Below are 16,322 nucleotides of genomic sequence, written 5' to 3'. Positions count from 1 at the left end.
CCTTTTTCTTTTTCCCGGAGCAAGCGTTTATGGTCGGGCGGCAACAGTTCAAGAACCATCTGCAATTCCTGACCTCCGAGGGGTTTTCCATCCTCGACGTCCTGCCGGAAGCGACCTTGGAGGAGAAGGTCACCTCCATTCTCCTCGGCAGCACTCCCGGCGGCCTGCCCCCGGTGATCACCTCGCTGTTCACCAAACTGAAACAAAAAATAGAGACGCTTGACACCAGCGCGGTCCGGATGGTGGTGTTCGGCGGCGGAACCGGCCTTTCCAATATCGTCGGCGGCGATTCCCGCCGGCTGGGCTGGGCGCGGCATCCCTTCGGCGGCTTGAAGGAAGTCTTCCCCCGGGTCAGCTCGGTGGTCTGCGTCACCGACGACGGCGGCTCCACCGGCGAGGTGCAGAAAGACCTGCCGCTGATCGCCCTGGGCGATCTCCGCCATGTGCTTCTTTCCTCGATCCGGCGGGAAAACCTCATCCGGGCCTACAACCTGGACCGCGCGGGTGCCCGCCGCTGCGCCGCCGCCCTCTATGCGGTGTTCAACTACCGTTTCATCTCGCCGCCCGCCTCGGCCGCGGACTTGTTGCGCGACACCGACGCGGTTCTGAACGACGTGCCCGGTCCCATTCTGGCCTATCTTTCGGAGCTGGCCGAACTGCTCACCCGCGATCCCCGGCTTACCCCGACCCTGCACCGCCCCCAATGCCTGGGCAATCTGCTGCTGGCCGCCGCCATCTACCGCCAACTGGACCCGGGGCTGAGCTCCACCGAACTGCTCGCCTCGCATCAGGTGGTGCGGACGGCGACCATCCGCGGCCTGGGCGAGCTCTCGGCCTGCCTCGGGGTGCAGCAGCATTCGGTGCTGCCGTGCACCACCACCTTGTCCCAGCTGCGGCTTTTGTACGGCAACGGCGTGCTGGTCACCAGCGAATACAAGTCGAGCAAGGCGCGGCGCGGCTATCCGGTGGACCGGGTGCTGGTCGAGTTCAGCCGCCCGCCCTTTCTTCCGCCGGAGGTGGTGCAGCTGGTGCAGCAGGCGGATATCATTCTGTTCGCGCCGGGCAGTCTGTACACCTCGATCATCCCCATCCTCCAGATCCCCGGCCTGGCGGGCGCCATCCGCGCCAACACGGCCGCCCTCAAGGTGCTGATCGCCAATATTTGGGTGCAGAAAGGGGAGACCGACGCCACCCACGACGCGCCGGACCGAAAATTCTACGTCTCCGACCTGATCCGGGCCTATCACCGCAACATCCCCGACGGGGTGCACGACCTCTTTTCCCATGTGGTGGCCCTCGACATGAGTGATATTCCCGGCTCGACCCTCCAGCGCTACGCCCTGGAAGACAAGGAGCCGATCTTCATCGACCGCAACCGAGTGCGGGCCCTGGGATTCGGTTCGGTGGAGGCCAGGATCTTCAACCATGACCTCTTGCAGCAGCGCGGCGCGATCCAGCACGATCCCGACGCCCTGGCCCTGGCCATCAAGGGTTTGTGGGCCCTGCGGCAGGCCGGCTATCTCAAGCAGCCCGAGCGCAAGGAGGCGCTGCCGGCCGCCGATTTTGTCGTTGCCAGCGAGTACGGGACCAAACCGGCGCCCTGCCTGCGCTACGAAAAAATCAGCTCGATCCTGCATTGCCTCAGTACCGAGTTGATAACCTCCGGTTCGCTCAACATGGTCAAAATGACCGAAATGGAGCGGAAATGGCTGATGGACCGGCTGGTGGAAATCGTGTTCCGTCATCCCGACATCTCGATGGAACACCTGCAGTTCATCCGCGGCATCGCCCTGGTGGAACCGGAATCGTGGAAGCGTTGCCAGGAGTGGGACAGCATCTACTCATTTTACGATCCCTACGACCAGCGCATCAAGATCCGCCAGGATCAGGCGGGCAACCTCAACCGTTTCGAGATGGTTTTCCTGGTGGCCCTGGGCCAATCGCTGTTGGGTAACTATATTCAGGAGAAGCGTATCGAGGATCTGCTCCACGGCAGCGACGTGGTGGGCCGGATGTACCGGATGCAGATCAGGGACAAGGCGCAGCTGGTGAGTTTTCTCACTCCCGATGACATTGACAGCTACCTGTGGCTGTCCCGGATGCATCGACTCCAATCCGATGCCCGGGTCTATGCCCGGGTGATCAATCCCGGCGAGGGCTTCACCCCGCCCGGCCTGTTTTTTGGCCTTTTCTACGCCTGGTATTTGGACAATCGCTTCGCCGCCAACATAGAGTACAAGATGTCCATCATGCGGGATACCATTTCCGACCTGATTCCCGAACAGGTCAGGATTGTTGACCGGAGACGCCGGACGATCGATTTTTTCCGGGAACGGATCTTTCGGCAGCGCTCCCCCTCCCAATCCGGAGCAGGCGGGTGAACACTTCTCTTCTCATCGCGATCTGCTGTCTGTTGGCAGTCTACACCGTCTGCTCGATCCTCTACTATGTCCTCCGGCTGAGACCCGGACGGGCAAGCCGAGCCCTTGCCGCCACCCCGGCCCCATCCTCGGCCGGAGACGGCGCCCCCTCCACGCCGCATACCGGGGCCGCCGCCGCAATCGAGCCCGTTCTGCAGCGGGTCGTGGATGAGTGGCAATACACCTTCGATGCCATCGTCGATCCGGTGCTGGTCCTCGATACCAACCTGAAAATCGTCAAGGGCAACCGGGCCGCCCGCCAACTGCTGGCGGTCGGTGGCGAATCCATCGAAGGCCAGCACTGCCACCAACTCTTCGCGGACAGCGGTCAGATTTGCCCCGGCTGTCCCGTCCAGACGGTTCTCCAGGAGAAGAAACCCCATAGCCAGGAGGTCAGCCATCGCTATCTGGGCAAGACTTTTTCGGTCAGTTGTTCGCCCCTGTTCGATGGCGACCGGATTGTCGGCTATATCTCTTCCCCCAAGGACATCAGCCACCAGCGGAACCTGGAAAAACGTCTGATCCATGCCCACAAGCTGGAGTCCATCGCCACCCTGGCCGGAGGCATTGCCCACGATTTCAACAATATTCTCGGCGCCATCCTGGGCAACGCCGATTTGCTGCTCTACCGCCTCCGGGCCGAGGGCCAACAGGGGTATCACTCCGGCCCGGCCCTGACCCAGGGGGAAATCACCGAGCATCTCCAGGCCATCAAGCGGGCCGGGGTCAGGGCCAAGGAACTGGTCGGGCAAATTCTCGCCTTCGGCCGCCAGTCGACCTACCAACGGCACCCGCTGTTGATCGGCCCGGTGGTTAAGGAGTCCTGCCGGCTGCTGCGCTCCACCCTGCCCACGACCATCGAGCTGAAGGTCGCCGTTCCGCATGGGATCGGCAAGATCCAGGCCGACCCCGGCCAGATTCAGCAGGTGATCATGCATCTGTGCACCAATGCCGCCCAGTCGCTGGACAACGAGACCGGGGTGATCGAGGTCTCCCTGCGCGAGATCGAGGCCGGAAGGGCCGAGCAGCTCCGCTACCATGAGCTTGCCCTGGGAAGCTACGTGGTGCTGACCATCGCCGATACCGGCCGGGGCATGTCACCGGAAACGATCGAACGCATCTTCGATCCCTTTTTCACCACCAAGGAGGTGGGGCAGGGGTCCGGTATGGGGCTGGCGGTGCTCCACGGCATCATCGTGGCCCATGACGGGGTGATCGATGTCACCTCCGCCGTGGGCAAGGGCACGGTGTTCACCGTGTTCTTTCCGCGCCTGCCCGATGCGGAAGACGGCGGGGACAAGCAGGAAAACGGCATGCCGCACGGGACCGGCACCATTTTGTTCGTGGACGACGAGGAAGATATCGTGGCCATGCGCACCCGCATGCTTTCCCTGTTGGGATACCGGGTGCTGCCGGCCACCAGCCCCGAGCAGGCGCTGAATATTCTTGCCCGGGGCGAGGAGCGGGTCGATCTGCTGATCACCGACCATACCATGCCGAGAATGACCGGCCTGCAGTTGGCCGCCCGAGTCCATGCGTTCCGGGCGGATCTGCCCGTGATTCTCTGCTCGGGGTACAGCGAGGCCTTGACCATGGAAGAAGCCCAACAGTACGGGGTGCGCCGGTTTTTGGCCAAACCGGTGGACATGCGGCTGCTGGCCTTTGCCATCCGGGAGATTTTGCCCGAGCGCAAGGGGAGAGATGTATGAGAATTTTGGTTATCGACGACGACGAGCAAATGCGCACCCTGCTGCGCCAGGTAATGGAATGGGCCGGCTACGAGGTGATCGAGGCCGGCAATGGCCGGGAAGGGATGCAGAAATACCGCAAGCAGCCGGTGGATCTGGTGATTACCGACCTGATCATGCCCGAGCAGGAAGGGCTGGAGACCATCAGTTCGCTGAAAAAGGAATGCCCGGCTCTCAAGATCATCGCCATTTCCGGGGGCGGCCGCATCGGGCCCGAGGCCTACTTGCCTGCGGCCCAGGAATTGGGGGCGGACAGGGTGTTCAGCAAACCGTTTGACGTTCGCGAACTGGCCGAAGCGGTCAAGGAGCTCCTCAGCCATGGGTGACATTCACGCGCTGGTGGTCGACAACAGTCCGGTGATCCGCCGGCTCCTGGAATACGTCCTGGTGGCCGAGGGCTGTGCCGTGCGGTTGGCCGAAAACGGGCTGGACGCCCTGGATCGGGTGGCCGAACAACGCCCGGACATCATCTTCACCGATCTGATCATGCCCGAGATCGACGGCGAAAAATTGAGTTTCATTGTTCGCAATACTCCGGAACTCAAGGATATTTTTCTGGTGGTCCTGTCCGGCGTCGCCCTGGAGGACGACGAGGTCATCAAGCGGATCGAGGCCGACATGTGCATTGCCAAGGGACCGGGCTCGGCCATGAAGGCCCACATCAAGGCCGCCCTAGATTGTTTCCGCGCCAACCGGCGGGAAACGGGCGGGATCATCCACGGGTTGGATGGGCTCTTCCCGCGCGAGGTCACCAGTGAATTGCTGCTCAGCAAGAAGCACCGCGAGGTGATCCTGGCCCGGATGGCCGAGGGCGTGGTCGAACTCAATCATCAAGGCCGGATCGTCATGGCCAACGACGCCGCCATCGCCCTGCTCGACGAGCCCGAGGCCCGGATTCTGGGGCGTCGTCTCGCTTCCCTGGTGTCGCCGGTGGCCGGCGACCGGATCATGGCCTGGATCGAGCGGCTCCGCTCCCAATCGGAGCTTGAGCCGCTGTCTTTTCCCTACGACGACCCGGTGCGGATGGGCGAGCGCCAGGTGACCTGCAACCTGGTGGCGGTGACGGAAGAGACCACCTTTTTCATCGTCGGCATTCTCCAGGACGTGACCCGGCGCAAGCTCATGGAAGAGCGCCAGCGTCATCTGGAAAAGGAGTTGCAGCGGATTCGCAAGTTGGAGGCCATGTCGTTGATGGCCAGCGGTATTTCCCACGATTTCAACAACCTGATGACCATCATCAGCGGCAATGTCGAAATGGCCCGCTATGTCGGCCGGGACGAAAACGTCAACCATCTGCTCAACGAGGCGGTCAAGGCGATCAATCTGACCACCCAGTTGATCCGCCAGTTCACCACCTTTTCCGACAATTATCTGCCCCAGAGATCCCATGTGCAGCTGTGCGGCCTCATCGGCGCGATCCTGGAGCAGGAACTGGCCTCCACTTCGATCGAATTCCAGGTGGCCTGCAACGACGACGACCTGGCGATGTCCGCGGATCCCATCCTGGTCGGCCAGGTGTTCAGCAATCTGGCCAGCAACGCTGTCGCCGTTTTGGACGGCAAGGGCCGGATCGAGGTGACGGCCGAGCGGGTCGACGGCGGCCGGGAGGCGGCGGCAATCGGTCGTCACCTACCGGAAGGGGAGTTGGTGCGGATCGTGTTTTTCGATTCCGGGCCGGGCATTGCCCCGTCCATTCTCGACCAGGTCTTCGACCCCTACTTCTCAACCAAGCAGAAGGGCGCCCAGAAAGGAATGGGCCTGGGGTTGACGATTGTCCACGCCATCGTCAAGAAGCACGGCGGCGTGGTCTGGATCGAGAATCCACCCGAGGGAGGCTGCGCGGTCCGGATGTATTTTCCGGCCCAGAAGGCGATGGCGGCCGATCCCCAGGCCCGTGCCCGAAAAGGGGCCGGCCTGCGGATTCTGGTCATGGACGACGAGGAAGTGATGCGGACGATCAACAAAAAGATGTTCGAACACTTCGGCTGCACCGTGATGCTGGCCAGCAGCGGCGAGGAAGCGATCGAACTGTACCGGCAGCAGCTGGCCGAGGGCGGCCGCTTCGATCTGGCGCTGTTGGACCTGGTGGTGCACGGCGGCATGGGTGGACTGGAAACCGCCCGCACCATCAAGGCCATGGATCCCAAGGCCGCGCTGGTGGCCATCAGCGGCGACAGCGCCAGCGAGATCATGCGCAACTACGGCAAACATCACTTTGTCGCCGCCTTGGCCAAACCTTTTTCCATCGACTCGGTCGAGCGACTGGTGGATCGTTTCCTTTGAGTTGCCGGGGGAAACGGGGTATAGTTACCGCCCTCGTTTTCCGTTGTCTGCGCGTGAATCCGTATGTACCTAGCCCGAAAGGAAACCGGTCCCCGGCAATACCAGTATGTGCTCCGCGAATCCTACCGCAGCGGCGGCGTGCTCTACTCCCGCGAAGTGGCCGAACTGGGGCCGGACCCCGGCCGCTGTCTCGTCTATCCCGACGAATCCTCCTTCCATCTCGACGAAGACTTCCTCTGTCGCTTGCGCGAACGGGGGGTGACCGCATCGTATACTGAGCTGGAGGATTTGTTTTTTCCCTTTGTCGATCCCTACATCAAGAATCGACTGCAGCCCTTTCGCCAACGGCACCGCTACCGCAACTGGCAGCCGGCGAACCAGAGCCTGCTGGCCCGGATCATGGCGGAAACCCAGGCCATGGATCGGCGCCGTATCCATTTCCTGCGCCTGGGACGGACCTCGGCCGAGACCGTGGACAAAACCCTGGCCATGTACACCGTGCTGCTCGACAAGAGCCGCGACGAGATCGAACAGATGATCCTTGAGCGGGAACTGACCCTGCTGCCCCGCGAATACCAGAGTTACCTGTTCACCATCTTCGACCTGCAGCGCTTTTTCCGCGAAAGCTACGCCCGTTCCATTCCCCAGGCCCTCGACCGGCAACGGTTGGATGCGGTCTTTGTCGAGGAGATCTGCCGGCTGGCGGCGGACGCGACGTTCTGGCAGGGCTTTCCCCGCGGCAGCCGGCTGCCGTACCCGTTGGTCCGCTATCTGATCATGTACTTCGACGCCTTGCCCGAGGAGCCGGTGTCCTGGGCCAATTTCGGCAATTCGGCCCGGTCCGGACGATTTCACCGGCGGTCGACGCCTCCTTCGGCAGCGGTGTCCCGCAGCCAGGCCTTCGTCATTTTCGGGATCGACGCCGGGCAGTTGGCAACGATGCGGAAACAGGATCTCACCCGCCTCTATCGGCAAAAAGCCCTTGAACTGCATCCGGACAAGGGCGGCGATCCCGAACTGTTCATCCGCTTGACCGCAGCCTACGAAGAGCTGCTGCCCTCGTTGAGAAGCTAATATTTGTGCATGGTTGCAGTGCTTGTCTGGTTCGCGCAGGTGATCTCGGCCTCGGTGTCCCCGGGGTGAGGAAAAGATCGAGGTGGTCGGCAATGATGGACACTATGTATTTCCGCTGATATGATATTCCGTAGATATCATTTCAGAGGGTTGAAGTGGCAGAAAATGCAAAGACGACATGGATCGGACTTCAACCGTTTGGCCGGAAAATAACCAATAAAATGAGGTCGCTATGGAAAAAACAAGCATATGGTGTGCAATGATGCTGGCTCTTGCTCTGTCTACCCCTGCCGTGGCAGGGAGCGCGGACTCCTCCCATAGAAAATTGGATCTGAGACATCTCAGTGACTCCAAAAGAATCGAATTGGAGTTGAAATATGTCAAGGAAACCAAATACGATCCAGCAATTGCTGCTTGCCGCGTTCCTAACCTGACCCGCGAGCAACAAGATGCGATGCTGTGCGCAAAGCTCGGCGAGTGCACGCCCGACCCCAGCTCGACGTGCGAGTATCGGGTGCAGAGATGGTTCGCTGAACTCAGACGCCAGATCAATCAAGACCCCGAGCAATACTTCTATAACATGAGACGCTTGGATTGCGAATCCCGCTGAACCCTCTTGGTTCCCGCAAAAAGGTATCGCCGTCATCAGCCCGCCCACCTCGGCGAAACTGGCAGCTCCGGTAGCCGCCATGTAGCCGCTATGTAGTCGTCATCTACCAAGATGGCCGCGCCGCCCTTGCGCAGGACCATCAGGCTGGGGTACTATACCGGGATTCGTCCGGCCCGGTCGGAGATGCTTACCCTCAGACGGGAGCAGGTCGATTCGATTACTGGCACCATTTTTGTTGAACGTGTCGTTGAGGGTGCCAGAAAAGGCGGCATGGCGGCCAGGACACTTCCCATTGCCTATGGCTGATGGGCTGATGGTGCTCATGCGCACATGGATGGCGGAAGACCTGAAGCTGAGCACCCTGGGAGCGGTTATTCTTTACAACGGGCGCCGGGTGGGACAGATGGGCAAAGTCGGATGACCGCGAAAGCCAAGGCAGAAATCACCAGAAAGATGCGTTTGTACGACCTGCGCCACCAGGCCGCCAGCGAAATGCTTGCCGCCGGCGCCAACCTCAAAGGCGTGAGCGAGATCCTGGGCCACGCCAGTCCGGACATGACCCGCCGAGTATACCAGCACACCAGCATCGCCTTGCGCCGCGATGCCATCTCCCGCCTTGGTAACCCGTTATCGGCGGTCGCGAAAATACAGTGAAAACATTTCGGCAGGTACGGGCGAAAATTATGGCCTGCGAAGAGCTGCTGCCCTTACTGCGATGACCGCCTCCGCCTCCACCACCGGGACCGGCCATGACGCCGCGGACGGCCAAACCGCCTCCCGCGCCTCCCTGCTGGGATTGCTCGCGCCCATTTTCCGCGACCACTGGCCGCGCCTGGCGATCGGCTTCCTGGCCCTGGTGGCGGTCGATTTCCTGCAACTGATCATTCCCCGTTTCGTCAAATCGGCGGTGGACGGCCTGGCGGCGCAAACCGCCACCCAGGCGCGCCTGATCGAGCTGAGTCTGTACGTTTTGGCGGTGGCGGTGGCGGTGGCCGGGCTTCGTTTCGTCTGGCGCTACCTGATCATCGGCTTTTCCCGCATCCTGGAAAAAAAGCTGCGCGACCGGTTGTTTTCGCACGTGCTCCGCATGGACCAGCCTTTTTTCGAGCGCTGGACCATCGGCGATCTCATGGCCCATGCCAGCAACGATCTGGCCACCATCCAGATGGCATGCGGCATGGGGCTGGTGGCGGCGGTGGATTCTTTGGTGATGTCGGCGGCCGCCCTGGGGTTCATGCTGACGATCGATGTCAAGTTGACCCTTATCGCCCTGCTGCCGATGCCCATGCTGATCGTGTGCACCCGCATCCTGTCCGGCCGCCTCCACCACCGTTTCAACCTGGTGCAGGAGCAGTTCGCCCTGCTCACCGAGTTCAGCCGCGCCACCCTGGTCTCGATCCGGCTGATCAAGGCCTATACTCTGGAGCGCTTCCAGGAAGAGCGTTTCCGCACCCTGGGCGAGGGCTATGTGCGGAGCAATCTCAAGGTGGCGGCCATCCAGGGCCTGCTGTTCCCCATCGCCACCTTGGTCGGCAATATCGGCATGCTGCTGCTGCTTTACTATGGCGGCGTCTTGGTGATCGACGGCCGGATCAGCATCGGCGCCTTTGTCGCCTTCATCAGCTACCTCTACATGCTGATCTGGCCGATGATGGCCGTGGGATGGGTGGCCAACCTCGCCCAGCGGGGGATCACCAGCCTGCGCCGCATCCATCGTCTGCTGGCGCAACGGCCGGTGGTCGAAACCGGTCGTACCCAGCCGCTGCCCCCCACCCGGTCGACCGAATACGTCTGCCGGGGGCTGCATTTCACCTATCCGTCGGGCATGCGGCCGGCACTGGCCGGACTTGACCTGACCATCGGTCCGGGCCTGGTGGGCATGACCGGCCGCACCGGTTCGGGCAAGTCCACCCTGTGCAAACTGCTGCTCCGGCTGTACCCGGTGGCCGACAACATGCTCTTTTTCCGGGGGATCGACGTCAACCGCCTCGGCCAGGCGGATGTCCGCGACTGCATTGCCTATGTCGGCCAGGAACCGGTGGTCTTTGCCGATACCGTGGCCGCAAACATTGCCTTCGGCTGTCCCGGCGCCACCATGGCCGAGATCGAGGCGGCGGCCCGGGCGGCGGCCATCGATGCCGACATCCGGGGCTTTGCCGGAGGGTACCAAGCGATGATCGGCGAGCGGGGAGTGAAGCTCTCCGGCGGCCAGCGGCAGCGCCTGGCCTTGGCGCGGGCCCTGCTTTGCGACCGGCCGATGCTGATCATCGACGACGCCCTGTCGGCCATCGATGTCGAAACCGAGCAACAGGTGCTGCGCGGCCTGCTTGAGCGGCTGCGCGGCAAGTCCGTATTGCTCGTGTCCCACCGGATCAACGTCCTGCGCCATGCCGACCGGATCGTCATCCTCGACCAGGGCCGCATCGTCGACCAGGGCCGGCACGAAAGCCTGCTCGCCAACCCGTTGTACCGCGCCATGGCGGAGAAGCAGCAGAACCATGCATAACTTCGGCTATTCGGAAGAGGGGCATCCCGGCTCGATGGGCGATGCCCGGCTCTGGCGGCGGATTCTCGGCTACTGCCGGGGACATGCCCCGGCCCTGTCCGGCGCGATCCTGTTGTCGCTGATCATCACCGTGGCCTCCCTGGCCCTGCCCAGACTGATGCAGACCGGCATCGACACCGCCATCGTCGCCGAAGGGATCGGCCGACCCGAGCGCCTTGCCGCACTCGGCCGCACGGCCCTGTCCTACGGCCTGCTGGTCGGGGTGGTGTTCCTGGCCACCTTTCTCCAGGTGATGGTGCTGGAATGGATCGGCCAGTCGATCATGCATCGCCTGCGGCAGCATCTCTTCACCCACCTCCTCACCCTCGATCTCCACTATTTCCACAGCCAGCCCGCCGGCCGCCTGGTGACCCGGCTGACCAACGACATCGAGAACATGCACGAGATGTTCACCTCGGTGATGGTCACCTTGTTCAACGACGGCCTCAAGCTGGTGGGCATTTTCTGGTTCCTGTTCCTGATGAACGCTCCGCTGGCCCTGGTGATGGCGGTCTTCATCCCGCTGGCCACGATCAGCACCATGGTGTTTTCCCGCTTCGCCCGGGAGAAATTCCGGGCCATCCGTTCGCAGCTGGCCCGGATCAACAGCTTCCTGGCCGAATCTCTGGCCGGAGTGGCGGTGATCCAGAGTTTTGGCGGCCAGGAACGGAGCCGCCGCATCCACGGCGGCCTCACCCAGGAATACCTGACGCGCTCCTTCGGCCAGATCAAGGTGTTCGGCCTGTTCATGCCCCTGATCGACCTGATGAGTTCGGCCGCCATCGCCTTGATCATCTGGTACGGCGGCGGCGAGGTCATCCGCAACCACCTGACCATCGGCGAGCTGGCCGCCTTTGTCTCCTACATGCGGCTCTTTTTTCAGCCGCTGCGCGAACTCTCCCAGAAGTATTCCATTGTCCAGGCGGCCATGGCCTCGGCGGAACGCATCTTCCAAACCCTGGACGCCCGTTCCGCCCTGCCGGCACCGGCCCAGTCGATAGCCGCCGCGCCGGCCCCGGTCGCGGGCGCCATCGAGTTCAAAGGCATCGAATTCGGCTATGAACCGGGGCAGCCGATTTTGCGCGGGATCGACCTGCGCATCGATCCCGGCGAGACCGTGGCCCTGGTCGGGGCCACCGGTGCCGGCAAGTCGACCCTGATCTCCCTGCTGGTCCGCTTCTACGATCCGGTGGCCGGACAGGTGCTGGTCGACGGCGAGGATGTCCGTGGCCTGCCTCTTGCAACCCTGCGGCAGCGGGTGGGGTTGATCATGCAGGATATTTTCATCCTGCCGGACACGGTGCGGGCCAACATCGTCCTCGACCGGAAGCCGGACGAACAGCGGCTGGCCGCCATCCTCGCCAGGACCGGCCTGCGGGCCTTCGTCGACCGCCTGCCCCAGGGATTGGAAACCCGCATCGGCGAGGGCGCCCTCAACCTCAGCCTGGGCGAGAAGCAGTTGCTTTCCTTTGTCCGGGCCCTGTACCGCGACCCGGCCATTCTGGTGCTCGACGAGGCCACCGCCTCCATCGACACCGAATCGGAGAACATGCTGGAGCAGGCCATTGCCGCCGGTTTCAGCGGCCGCACCTCGCTGGTGATCGCCCACCGGCTGTCCACCATCAGGCGGGTGGACCGGATCGTGGTCATGGACCAGGGGCGGATCGTGGAGCAGGGCAGCCACGACCAGTTGATGGCCAGGGAGAGTGTCTATCGGGGATTGGTGCGGCTGGATGGGGAATGACGGCGGGAGTGCGGCCCATGCCTCCTGCCCCGCCGGGTCGAACGGTTGCAAAGAGGATTGCCCGCCCATCCGGCCGTGGCGGCCATCGGCAGACACGGTCAGACGGGCACGGCCAGGCGGGTGTTATTGCTGGACCGGGCTGTAGGCGGTGTCGCGGTAGAAGGGGATGGTCTGTTCCAGCATCTTGAGCAGGTCGCCGCTTTGATCGATGGACGCCAGGTACTTGTTGGCCGCCTCGCGCAACTCGTCGTTGTCGGTCCGCACCCCCCAGGCCAACTCCTCCCTGGTGAGCAGGATATTGCCGGGCGTCAGCCCCTTGTCGATATAGAGCGAGGCATAGTAGTAGTTGGCGGTCTGGTTGAAGATGAAGACGTCGATGCCCTTTTTCATCAGGGCCTGCACCCCGTCCTGGGCGGTGGCGAACCGGCTGACCGATCCCCTGGGCCGGAGTCCCTTGAGCCAGGCGTCGGCGGTGCCGCCGGTAACCACGCCCAGCCGGATTGAGGGTTCGGTCAAGTACCTGATGCCGTTGCCCATTCCGTCGTAGTCGCCCAGCCGCACCAAGGTGGTCTGGCCCGAGACCAGATAGGGGGTGGTGCTGGCGATCCTGTGGCGTTGCGCCTCGGCCACGGTCATCCCCGCCATGACGATATCGATCTGCTTGTCCCGCAGGGCCGAAAACAGCTCCCCTCTGGACAGCGGCACCAGTTCCAGGCGGCGGTTCATGGCCGCGGCCAGGCCTTCGGCAAAAAGCGGTTCCAGGCCGGCGATCGTGCCGTCCTTGGCATAGGCGAGCGGCGGCGCGTCGATGACCGTGCCCACCTTGAGGGGCTTGGCCGACATGATCACCCCGAACAGATCCTTCGATTTGGGCGCGCAGCCGGTCAGGAGCAGAAGGGCCGCCAGCAGCGGCGGAAAAAGCAGGTGGAAGAAACGGGCCATGTCGATCCTGGGCGAGTCGGTGTTGTTCATAGCGGTTGCTTGCCTGATAGGAGGCCGCACGTCAGCGGACCGGGGTTCCCTTGATCGCCCGGCCGGTGGAAATAAAGGAGATGCCTTGCTGCATCTTGGTGCCGATCATCACCGATTCGATGATCGGTTCCACGACCGGGCTGTCCGCCTCCCATTCCACCAGGAATTTGGCGCCGGAGCCGCCCTTGGATTCCGATTCCGGCACAATGTACCGGGTGGAGCCGAAGGGAGGAACGGCCACTGGCTTTTCCAGGTATTCCTGCAGCAGCACGCCGTTCGAGTCGTAGTAGCGGATGCTCTTCAAGAGCAGCGCCTTGTCCGGATCGGTGTTGCGGATACTCAAGGTGGCGGTGAGGAGAAAGGGGGTGCCGCGGTAGCGGTCGTCTCCGTAAATATGTGAATAAACTGGAACATAAACGGTTTGTCCCAGCCACTTGCCGAGCATGTCGGCGGCGGCCGGCCGAACGAGGGCGAACACGAGCAACAGGATGACAACAAGAGATCGGGGCGGCATAAGCTCACCTGGTTGCTGGTCGGGAGCGGTGCGCGGCCAACAGGGCGGCGGCCGTTTCCCGGCTCAGATCGGCAATGGCCTGGGATGCGCTGGCAACATAGCCGGAATAGTCCGTTTTGTCGATAAGCCGTGTCTGACGGAAGGTTTTTCTGGTGAGGATGGTCTTGGCGGCGCTATCGCTGACGGTGTAGACGGCGACGATGGTGAAGGACTGGCCGTCGCTGCTGAACTCGTTCATCTCGATTTCCAGCTGATAGTGGGCGCGGCCGAAGCGCGGTCCGGGGTAGAGCGCGATGTTGTCGGTGGCCAGCAGGTCCCTGAGGTCGCCGACCACCTGCTGGCCGATCTGTTCGTCGAGGGGGCCGGACCAGAGATGGGTGGTCGAGGCGTGAGCCGCGCCGCCGGGCAGCCGGTCGAGCAGGCCGCGTCCTTGCAGCTGCGGCGCCAGCCGTACCGGCATCATCAGGATCAATCCGGAAAAGCCTGCGAAATCCCGGGCCAGCGGCTGCTGGCGGAGAGGTTGCAGGCTGTGGAGGGTGGTGGCGACCGGTGCCATGCAGGCGCCGAGCGACAACAGGCAAAGCGCGGCCAGGCACAGGGCGCGCAGGCAAGGGCGGCGGTTGTTCATGGGTTGTCCTCCCGCTGGCCGAAGATCAAGGCATCGGGATGCTGTTGAAGGTAGTCGGTCAACTGCCGGACCGAGACGGCGGTGCGCTCGATTTCTCGCAGGGAGGCGGTCACCTGGTAGGCGAACATGGAATCCTTCTCGGTCAGCTGCTGAATGTTGTGCAAGGTCTTGGTCAGGGCTCCGGCCGTGGCGTTCAAGCCGGACAAGAGATGTTTCAACTCGGCGCTGGCCTCCGGAATCTCCTTGTCCGCGGTGCGGAGAAAGGTGGTGGCCGTGGCCGAAAGGGTGGAGAAATTGGCCAGCCCCTTTTTCAGCTCGGCGGCCAGGGCGGGAAATTCGGCATCGGCCCGGGCCAACAGCCCGTTGACCCGGTCCATGGTGGAGTCCAGCGACGCCAGCATGTTGCGGGTTTCCTTGGAGTTGACGATGCTGCTGATCCCGTCCAGGGCCGCGGCGGTTTTATGGAGGATCTCGTCGAGCGGCAGCTTTTCCAGCTTCTGGGTAATCTGCTCCAGGCCGGAGGGTTGGGTGGGAATCTCGAGCAAGCCCTCCTCCTTGGCAACCTGCGGGACTTGCGCTTCGGGGAAGAAGGCAAGATCGATGTAGAGTTTGCTGGTCAGCAGGCTGGTGATCTTCAACTGGGCGCGCAGGCCCTGGCCGATCATCTGCCGGAGCATGGCGCGGAGTTCCTCCGGTCCCCAGTCCGTTCGGTGCTTGCCGGTGAGATCGGATTTCTGCTCGATGTCCAGGTAGACCGGAATGACATAGTTGTTGCGTCGACTGTCGAAGTCGATCTGGACGGCGGAGACCCGGCCGATGGTCACCCCGCGGAAGGTCACCGGGGCGCCGGCGTCGAGACCGTAGAGCGAGCCCGTGAAGTAGGCGACGCAACGCAGCCGGTTGTCCTTGAACTTGATCTTGCCCAGAACGATCACGGCCGCCAGGGCCAAGGCCAGGGCAACCAGGACGAAGCCGCCGACCAGGGTGGGATTGGCTTTCTTGCTCAAACCGTTCGAACCTCCCGTTGCCCGGTTCCCCGGGTGAGAAAATTGAGCACCGTGGGGTCGGTGCATTCCTGCAGCAGGGTTTTGGGATCGCCGGTGGCCAGCATGGTCTTGGCCTCGCTGTCGAGAAAGACCGAGTTGGTGGCGATGGCATAGATCGAGGCCAGCTCGTGGGTGACGATGACCACGGTGGCCCCCAGACTTTCGCGCAATTCCAGGATCAGCTGATCAAGGTTGCGGGCGCTGATCGGGTCGAGACCGGCCGAGGGCTCGTCGAAAAAAAGAAAATCCGGATCAAGGGCAATGGCGCGGGCCAGCGCCGCCCGCTTGCGCATGCCGCCCGACAGCTCGGACGGATAAAAGGTCTCGAAGCCGGCCAGCCCGACCAGCGACAGTTTGAATGCCACCAGTTCGTCGATCACCTCCGGGGCCAGTTCGGTGTAGTGCTGCAGGGGCAGGGCCACGTTTTCGGCCAGGGTCATCGAACTCCACAGGGCGCCGGATTGATAGAGGACCCCGGCCCGGCGGATGATCGCCGCCCGTTCGTCCTCGTCCAGGGCCCAGAAGTCGGCCTCGCCGTACCAGACCGAGCCGGAGGCGGGTTGCTTGAGGCCGATCATGTGCCGCAGCAGGGTGGATTTGCCGCAGCCCGAGCCGCCCATGATCACGAAGATGTCGCCCCGGTTGATGGTGAAGTCGAGATCCCGCTGGAGCACGAAGCTGCCGTAGGCCATGGTCAGCCCTTTGACGACGATGGCGGGTGCGGGCGGGGTCATGGAC

At 62.9% G+C, this 16,322-nt stretch carries 14 protein-coding genes; 9 read left to right on the top strand and 5 right to left on the bottom strand.

Annotated features, from left to right (window positions below; genetic code table 11):
* Positions 1 to 29 precede the first annotated feature (29 nt).
* The 9 genes from RMR13_RS00565 (at position 30) to RMR13_RS00525 (ending at position 12,424) form a co-directional block, all read left to right on the top strand.
* Complete coding sequence (locus RMR13_RS00565; protein WP_310598691.1) at positions 30 to 2,381, top strand: YvcK family protein; 2,352 nt, start codon at positions 30 to 32, stop codon at positions 2,379 to 2,381.
* Entirely contained in the window at positions 2,378 to 4,129 is a 1,752-nt protein-coding gene (locus tag RMR13_RS00560; protein ID WP_310598690.1) for an ATP-binding protein, read from the top strand. The genes RMR13_RS00565 and RMR13_RS00560 overlap by 4 nt, the downstream gene beginning before the upstream one ends.
* A complete protein-coding gene (locus RMR13_RS00555; protein WP_310598689.1) occupies positions 4,126 to 4,494 on the top strand; it encodes a response regulator in 369 nt (122 codons plus the stop codon). Before RMR13_RS00560 ends, RMR13_RS00555 begins: the two co-directional genes overlap by 4 nt.
* Positions 4,487 to 6,451, top strand: coding sequence for a response regulator (locus RMR13_RS00550; RefSeq protein WP_310598688.1), 1,965 nt, complete (start codon positions 4,487 to 4,489; stop codon positions 6,449 to 6,451). Before RMR13_RS00555 ends, RMR13_RS00550 begins: the two co-directional genes overlap by 8 nt.
* Positions 6,452 to 6,514: 63 nt before the next feature.
* Positions 6,515 to 7,525, top strand: a complete 1,011-nt coding sequence (locus RMR13_RS00545; RefSeq protein WP_310598687.1) for a hypothetical protein — start codon at positions 6,515 to 6,517, stop codon at positions 7,523 to 7,525.
* Between the two features lie 232 nt (positions 7,526 to 7,757).
* Positions 7,758 to 8,135 (top strand): hypothetical protein, encoded by a 378-nt coding sequence (locus RMR13_RS00540; protein ID WP_310598686.1) that lies wholly within the window; start codon positions 7,758 to 7,760, stop codon positions 8,133 to 8,135.
* Between the two features lie 417 nt (positions 8,136 to 8,552).
* Positions 8,553 to 8,789, top strand: coding sequence for a tyrosine-type recombinase/integrase (locus tag RMR13_RS00535; protein WP_310598685.1), 237 nt, complete (start codon positions 8,553 to 8,555; stop codon positions 8,787 to 8,789).
* A 61-nt stretch (positions 8,790 to 8,850) separates the two neighbouring features.
* Positions 8,851 to 10,641, top strand: coding sequence for an ABC transporter ATP-binding protein (locus RMR13_RS00530; protein ID WP_310598684.1), 1,791 nt, complete (start codon positions 8,851 to 8,853; stop codon positions 10,639 to 10,641).
* Positions 10,634 to 12,424: an ABC transporter ATP-binding protein gene (locus RMR13_RS00525; RefSeq protein ID WP_310598683.1), complete on the top strand. Its 1,791-nt coding sequence runs from the start codon at positions 10,634 to 10,636 to the stop codon at positions 12,422 to 12,424. The genes RMR13_RS00530 and RMR13_RS00525 overlap by 8 nt, the downstream gene beginning before the upstream one ends.
* A 123-nt stretch (positions 12,425 to 12,547) precedes the next feature.
* On the opposite strand, the gene RMR13_RS00520 is transcribed toward RMR13_RS00525, so the two are convergent.
* The 5 genes from RMR13_RS00520 to RMR13_RS00500 are packed head-to-tail and all read right to left on the bottom strand — an operon-like array spanning position 12,548 to position 16,318.
* On the bottom strand, positions 12,548 to 13,396 hold the full coding sequence (locus RMR13_RS00520; protein WP_310598682.1) for a transporter substrate-binding domain-containing protein: 849 nt from the start codon (positions 13,394 to 13,396) through the stop codon (positions 12,548 to 12,550).
* Between the two features lie 31 nt (positions 13,397 to 13,427).
* On the bottom strand, positions 13,428 to 13,910 hold the full coding sequence (locus RMR13_RS00515; RefSeq protein WP_310598681.1) for a DUF3124 domain-containing protein: 483 nt from the start codon (positions 13,908 to 13,910) through the stop codon (positions 13,428 to 13,430).
* 4 nt (positions 13,911 to 13,914) lie between these two features.
* Positions 13,915 to 14,538 carry a PqiC family protein gene (locus RMR13_RS00510; protein ID WP_310598680.1) on the bottom strand — a complete coding sequence of 208 codons (624 nt, stop codon included), beginning with the start codon at positions 14,536 to 14,538 and terminating at the stop codon, positions 13,915 to 13,917.
* The gene (locus RMR13_RS00505) at positions 14,535 to 15,545 is read right to left on the bottom strand and encodes an MlaD family protein (RefSeq protein WP_310598679.1); all 1,011 of its coding nucleotides are present in this window, start codon (positions 15,543 to 15,545) and stop codon (positions 14,535 to 14,537) included. Before RMR13_RS00505 ends, RMR13_RS00510 begins: the two co-directional genes overlap by 4 nt.
* Entirely contained in the window at positions 15,542 to 16,318 is a 777-nt protein-coding gene (locus tag RMR13_RS00500; RefSeq protein ID WP_310598678.1) for an ATP-binding cassette domain-containing protein, read from the bottom strand. The genes RMR13_RS00505 and RMR13_RS00500 overlap by 4 nt, the downstream gene beginning before the upstream one ends.
* Between the last annotated feature and the right edge of the window lie 4 nt (positions 16,319 to 16,322).

Origin of the sequence: Desulfobulbus sp., assembly GCF_031547805.1 — a bacterium.
GTDB lineage: Bacteria > Desulfobacterota > Desulfobulbia > Desulfobulbales > Desulfobulbaceae > Desulfobulbus.
Note: the sequence above shows the minus strand (reverse complement) of the source record. Positions and strands in the feature narration are given on the sequence as shown.

What these genes read in the sequence shown, in the direction of transcription:
- RMR13_RS00565 (WP_310598691.1), top strand. Translation starts at nt 30, where the DNA reads ATGGTCGGGCGGCAACAGTTCAAGAACCATCTGCAATTCCTGACCTCC.
- RMR13_RS00555 (WP_310598689.1), top strand. Translation starts at nt 4,126, where the DNA reads ATGAGAATTTTGGTTATCGACGACGACGAGCAAATGCGCACCCTGCTG.
- RMR13_RS00550 (WP_310598688.1), top strand. Translation starts at nt 4,487, where the DNA reads ATGGGTGACATTCACGCGCTGGTGGTCGACAACAGTCCGGTGATCCGC.
- RMR13_RS00545 (WP_310598687.1), top strand. Translation starts at nt 6,515, where the DNA reads ATGTACCTAGCCCGAAAGGAAACCGGTCCCCGGCAATACCAGTATGTG.
- RMR13_RS00540 (WP_310598686.1), top strand. Translation starts at nt 7,758, where the DNA reads ATGGAAAAAACAAGCATATGGTGTGCAATGATGCTGGCTCTTGCTCTG.
- RMR13_RS00535 (WP_310598685.1), top strand. Translation starts at nt 8,553, where the DNA reads ATGACCGCGAAAGCCAAGGCAGAAATCACCAGAAAGATGCGTTTGTAC.
- RMR13_RS00530 (WP_310598684.1), top strand. Translation starts at nt 8,851, where the DNA reads ATGACCGCCTCCGCCTCCACCACCGGGACCGGCCATGACGCCGCGGAC.
- RMR13_RS00525 (WP_310598683.1), top strand. Translation starts at nt 10,634, where the DNA reads ATGCATAACTTCGGCTATTCGGAAGAGGGGCATCCCGGCTCGATGGGC.
- RMR13_RS00520 (WP_310598682.1), bottom strand. Translation starts at nt 13,396, where the DNA reads ATGAACAACACCGACTCGCCCAGGATCGACATGGCCCGTTTCTTCCAC.
- RMR13_RS00515 (WP_310598681.1), bottom strand. Translation starts at nt 13,910, where the DNA reads ATGCCGCCCCGATCTCTTGTTGTCATCCTGTTGCTCGTGTTCGCCCTC.
- RMR13_RS00510 (WP_310598680.1), bottom strand. Translation starts at nt 14,538, where the DNA reads ATGAACAACCGCCGCCCTTGCCTGCGCGCCCTGTGCCTGGCCGCGCTT.
- RMR13_RS00500 (WP_310598678.1), bottom strand. Translation starts at nt 16,318, where the DNA reads ATGACCCCGCCCGCACCCGCCATCGTCGTCAAAGGGCTGACCATGGCC.